This is a genomic window from Bacillota bacterium, from assembly GCA_040754675.1.
Lineage (GTDB): Bacteria > Bacillota > Limnochordia > Limnochordales > Geochordaceae > Geochorda.
In genome coordinates this window covers 1-4,302 of sequence record JBFMCJ010000361.1, presented here as the reverse complement: position 1 = coordinate 4,302, position 4,302 = coordinate 1, and the positions used below count along the sequence as shown (strand labels likewise).

General features: G+C 68.2%; 7 protein-coding genes. 3 read left to right on the top strand and 4 right to left on the bottom strand.

The features are described 5' to 3' along the window. The coding region (locus AB1609_16850) for a metallophosphoesterase (protein ID MEW6048115.1) at nt 1–783 on the top strand (783 nt) is incomplete at its 5' end. A gap of 59 nt (nt 784–842) precedes the next feature. Here AB1609_16850 and AB1609_16845 read toward each other — a convergent pair. Both AB1609_16845 and AB1609_16840 read right to left on the bottom strand, forming a co-directional pair. Beyond that, entirely contained in the window at nt 843–1,463 is a 621-nt protein-coding gene (locus AB1609_16845; GenBank protein ID MEW6048114.1) for a methyltransferase domain-containing protein, read from the bottom strand. Between the two features lie 92 nt (nt 1,464–1,555). After that, nucleotides 1,556–1,999 carry a HEAT repeat domain-containing protein gene (locus AB1609_16840; GenBank protein ID MEW6048113.1) on the bottom strand — a complete coding sequence of 148 codons (444 nt, stop codon included), beginning with the start codon at nt 1,997–1,999 and terminating at the stop codon, nt 1,556–1,558. A 297-nt stretch (nt 2,000–2,296) separates the two neighbouring features. On the opposite strand from AB1609_16840, the gene AB1609_16835 reads away from it, so the two are divergent. Next, complete coding sequence (locus tag AB1609_16835; GenBank protein MEW6048112.1) at nt 2,297–2,590, top strand: metalloregulator ArsR/SmtB family transcription factor; 294 nt, start codon at nt 2,297–2,299, stop codon at nt 2,588–2,590. A gap of 105 nt (nt 2,591–2,695) precedes the next feature. After that, a complete protein-coding gene (locus AB1609_16830) occupies nt 2,696–3,262 on the top strand; it encodes a YceI family protein (protein MEW6048111.1) in 567 nt (188 codons plus the stop codon). Between the two features lie 266 nt (nt 3,263–3,528). On the opposite strand, the gene AB1609_16825 is transcribed toward AB1609_16830, so the two are convergent. Then, nucleotides 3,529–4,062 (bottom strand): CbiX/SirB N-terminal domain-containing protein, encoded by a 534-nt coding sequence (locus AB1609_16825; protein MEW6048110.1) that lies wholly within the window; start codon nt 4,060–4,062, stop codon nt 3,529–3,531. A 47-nt stretch (nt 4,063–4,109) separates the two neighbouring features. Further along, nucleotides 4,110–4,302, bottom strand: a 193-nt coding sequence (locus tag AB1609_16820; GenBank protein ID MEW6048109.1) for a stage II sporulation protein M, incomplete at its 5' end; no start/stop codon positions are given.

Below are 4,302 nucleotides of genomic sequence, written 5' to 3'. Positions count from 1 at the left end.
GGAAGAAGGGTGGGTCACGTGGTGCGCCTGGTTTTGGTAGCGGATATCCACAACGGACCGGACAGGCCCACACGACCGGGAAGCGTGGTGCCGGGGCTGTTGCGGCGGTTCGTGGACGAGATGAACGGGCGGGTGCGGCCGGATGCGGTGATTGACCTCGGGGACCGCATCGATAACGAAGATCCGCAGGCCGACGTGGCGCACGCTGCGGAGGTGGCGTCGATCCTGGCCGAGCTGCGGGCATCGTTGCTGCAGGTACCGGGCAACCACGACGTGCCCGGCGCCCCCGCGCACCACCCCAAAGCGATCAGGCTGGGGGATCTCACCTTCCTCGTACTGAACACCAGCGACCCCGCCCTGGGCGGCGTCGGCGGGTCGGTCTCGCCCGGGCAGGTCCGGGCGTTCGAACGGCTCCTTCAAGAATCGGCAGGCCCTGTGGTCGTCCTGGCCCACCACCCTCTCGACGACCACAGCATCGAAGGCAACCCGCTGTTCTCGCCGTTCCCCGACTGGGCCTTCACCCGGGAGCGGGAGGCCATTCGATCGGCTGTCGAGCGTAGCTCCAGGGTGGCGGCCGTCTTCAGCGGGCACGTGCACTGGGCAACCGTGCGCATCGTGAAGGGCATTCCCTACGTGTCGGTCCCGTCGTTCCTCGAACGCTGGCAGGACGGCGGCGCCGCTCCAGGGGCCTACGCGCTTGCGACGTTTGGCCCGGGCGGCAGGCTGCGGGTGGACTTCCGCTCGCTGGAGGCCGGCATGGTCCTCAGCTTCCAGCATGGCTAAGAGCTGTCACGCCCCGGCCGGGTCCCGGTGCGCACGCTCGCTGCCGAGTCACTCCGGGCTCACTTGGCGGGCACGGCCACGATGCGGCGGAAAATGTCCAGCAGCAGGTCTTCCACCGACGTGATCTGCAGGCCCGCGGCCCGGATGTTGTCCAGCGTGCGGCGGTTGATATTGGCGCCGACGACGCCGACCACCAGGGGGTTCAGAAGGTCCATCGCGGGCCCCACCAGGGGCAACTCGGAGCGCATGTGCTCCAGCATCAGGAGATTCCCGTCCGGCCGGAGGACCCGCCGGATCTCCCGGAGGCCGCGCACCGGGTCCGGCACCGAGCAGAAGACGCATGCCGTTACCACGGTGTCGAAGCTGTTATCGGGAAACGCCAGATTCTGGGCGTCCATCTGGATCAGATCGACGCTGGCGCCGAGCCGCCGGGCACGGCGCTCGGCCCTCTCCAGCATTCGGGGGCTGAAGTCGATGGCCGTCACCCGAGCGCCGGAGGGGTAGTAGGGCATGTTCTTGCCGGTGCCAACGCCGACCTCGAGAATTCGCCCCCGGGCACCGTCCCAGAGGGCCTTGCGCCACGCCCCCATACGGCGCTCCGAGCCCATGTCCATGAGGTCGTAAATCGGGGCGATCCGGTCGTAGCGACGGCGGATCACGGCGCTGCGTTGCCTGCTCACGCTCCCGTCCCCCTCCGGGCCGCACACCCGCCGGCGCGAGTCTACCCCCGCTCGTGCGCCTTGCGCAACCGGGCTCCCTTTTCGGGGACGGGTCAGTGAGCCGGCCCGCTCTCAACCGCCAGTTGAGTGCCGGCCCGCCCGGTGAAGTAGGCCCGGAGCACCTTCAGGGAGGCTTCAGCCGCCGCACGGACGGCGGGATCGGGATCTTCCAGCGCCGCGCTCAGGGGCGGAACGGCCGACCTGGCGCACCACCCGAGCAGCCCCAAGGCCCATGCTGCTTCTTCCCTGACCTGGGGATCCGGCTGGGTCAGAAGCGCCACGTAATCGGAAACGGCGGCCTGCAGCGCCGGGCCCATGGTGCGCAGCACGGATGCGCATCGCATTCGCCGCACGTGGTCATGGTGTCTCAGGCCCCGCAAGAGCGCAGGAACGGCGAGCCTCCCCAGCTCACGAAGCGCCCTGGCCGCCTCATCCGACGCGGCCGGCGCGCCAGCGCCAAGCATCTCCACCAGCCGCTCGACATGGCTATCCTCCACGGCATTCGTTTCCCCCTCACGGACCCGAACCCGTGGCACTTACCCTGTCTTTTGTGTGGTACGACGGCGCCGAAGGCGGAGTACGAGGCTCGATGCAGGTCGAAAGCGACGCTCGATGGCAGCAGCGGCGTGCGGGTCGCGAAAGCTGGTCCCGTGCCATCGTGGTTTTTGGATGTTCGTCCCACGTTTCCTGCCGCGACGGTTCGAAAGGAGAATCCCTTGACACGCTCGCGCCAGACGGTTCATAACATAGACAGTGGATTTTGACGTTTGTCGAAATCTCGAAAGGGAGCCCCCATGGACGGCGTCCATGACAAAGAATCCGACCTGGTGCGGGTCTACCGGGCGCTCGGGGATCTCACGCGCCTTCGCATGGTGAGGCTGCTGCTGGCCCGGGGCGAGATGGGCTGCGCGGAGCTGGCAGAGGCTCTCAACCTCTCCCGCCCCACGCTCTCCTATCACACCCGAATGCTCCAGCTCTGCCGCCTCGTCGACGTGCGGCGCGAAGGGGCATACCACTACTACCGGTTGCGGCTCGACACGCTGCAGCGTTTCGCCCCCGAGGTGGCGCGCCTCGACCCGCTCCAATGAGGCACCGCCCGTTGCCCGCCGTCCTTGTACGGTGCACGCTTGTTCGAGTTCGACGGACGTCAAGGTGAGGCATGGGCAGGAGTCACCAGGAGGAGGGATATCCCCATGGCAGATCCGGCAGCTTCGAGTCAGACCGCGGCCCGGGCCGCAACCTGGGTGTTCGATCCGGCCCACAGCATCGCGGAGTTCTCGGTGCGGCACATGATGATCGCCACGGTCAAGGGCCGCTTCAAGAAGATGGAGGGCAAGATCGTCGGCGACCCGGCCGACCCCAGTCGCGCCTCCGTGGAACTGAGCATCGACGTCAACTCCATCGATACCGGCGAACCGCAGCGGGACACCCACCTGCGCTCCCCCGACTTCTTCGACGCCGAACACCACCCGACGCTGACTTTCCGCAGCCGGCGCATCGAGCGGGTGGGCGACGACCGGCTCCGGGTCGTCGGCGACCTGACCATGCGGGGCGTGACGAAGGAAGTGCCCGTCGACGTGACCTTTGACGGCCAGGGCAAGGACCCGTGGGGCAACGAGCGGTCCGCCTTCAGCGCCGAAACCCGGGTGAACCGCAAGGAGTTCGGCCTGAACTGGAACACGCTCCTGGAAACGGGCGGCGTCCTCGTGGGAGACGAGGTCCGGATCAACGTTCACGTAGAGGCCATCAAGCAGGGGTAGCCTTTCCGTTGCACGGGGGGTATCGGGCCGCCGCCGGCCCACTCTGGCGGGCACCGGCGGCGCCCGTCCCCCGTTCCCGCCTCACCGGCCCGAAGGGTGCCCGGCAAGCTCTGCAGTCCACCGCGCCAGCTGGGAAATGCGCATTCGCTCGGAACCGCCGCTGAGCCTCCCGCCCACCCGCCGGTGCGCCGCGCAGCTGCATGCGGTGAACACTGTTCTCTCGACTCGCGTCCCAGGCCACCAGTCCTGCCGCCCGCGCCGGAACCTCACTCCGGTGCAGCGGGTACCGCCATTCCAAATCGCTCCAGATGGCGAGCAAGGAAGGCAGCCACGTCAGATACCCCGTAGGGCCACGCGTAGACGAATCGAACCCCCGGATGGCGCTTCCGCGCCTGCTCCAGTTGCCGGGGAATGTCGCTCTCCGCGTGAACCCCGCCCCTGGTCATCATGGGCGTCACCACGAAGACCTCCCGCGCCTGCGCCGCTGCCCGGTCCAATGCCTCCGGCAACGACGGCGCGCAGAACTCGTTGAAGCCCACGATCACCCGCAGGCCGGTCCGGCGCTGAAGGGCTTCTGCGAGTTCGAGGGAGCCGGCGTAGAACGGGTCGTTTCGAGCGCTTCGCGGCCACTCCCGGATCGCCCGCTCGAGGGTCTCCACACGCCCCCTGAGCCGGGCCGTCTCCTCCGGCGAAGCGGCGTGCAGGCGCTCGTGGAGCGTGAAGTACTCCGTGAGGCTTTCGCGCGGGAAATCTCGCGGGGGTTCACCGTGCATGACCAGCACAATGACGCTACGTGCCATGCCCGCCTTCTGGCCTCCTGTTGCTGCGAGTCTGGGGCCCTGACGGGCTAGCCCCAGTGAATGATCAGGGCCGTGGCATCGTCGTTCGGGCGGGAGAAGCGCTCGACCACGCCCGCTGCATCAGCGGGCCGCTCGTCGAGCGCCTCCTCCTTGACCCCATCGGTCACCATCAGGAGGCACGCAGGAGACTCGACGGGCGTGCTCTGGGGGTGGAGGTGCTCCACGCTGTACCCGACGATT